We start from the raw sequence: 554 nt of genomic DNA, 5'->3' as shown, positions 1-554 counted from the left end.
TCGTCCTCGGCCTCCGGCTGAACGTCTGGACCTCGATCCTGGTCGGTGTCGGTGCGCTGATTGCGTTTATCGTTGTCGGGCGTCGCCACCCCGGGCGCGAGGAGACGGTGTCCCTCGACGCTCCGGACGAGGCGCCCACCACGGGGTCCGAGGAGCCGGTCGAGGAGTCGACCGACGACGAGGACCCCTCCACGACCGAGGACTCCGACGACTCGGAGGAGTCCGAGCAGGCAGATGCCGCGCGACCAGACCCCGGTCGCTGAGCCTCCGTCATTCAACGGCGAATCCGCCGGGCGACCGCCCGGTGGGTTCTGTCATGTCCACAGGGCCGACGACGTCCCGAACCCCCCCAGCTGGAACCAGCCCGGCCGTCTCGGTCGGGCACCTGTGAGGACGGTGTTGATGACCACGCCGCAGTATCGGGACGCGCACCGGGCACCCGCCCTGTCCGCCCCTCCCACGGCATCCGGTCTGTACGAGCCCGCCGCCGAGCACGACGCGTGCGGCGTCGCCTTCGTGGCGACGCTCCGCGGCACGCCCGGACGCGACATCGT

Annotated in this window: 1 pseudogene; it reads left to right on the top strand. The window is 71.3% G+C overall.

Features of this window, described 5'->3' with window-relative positions:
- A pseudogene (locus tag G3I78_RS51510) lies at positions 1 to 263 on the top strand (prolipoprotein diacylglyceryl transferase); the annotation flags it as partial.
- Positions 264 to 554: the final 291 nt, after the last annotated feature.

The organism is Streptomyces sp. SID13726 (assembly GCF_010548375.1).
Classification (GTDB): domain Bacteria; phylum Actinomycetota; class Actinomycetes; order Streptomycetales; family Streptomycetaceae; genus Streptomyces.
Note: the sequence above shows the minus strand (reverse complement) of the source record. Positions and strands in the feature narration are given on the sequence as shown.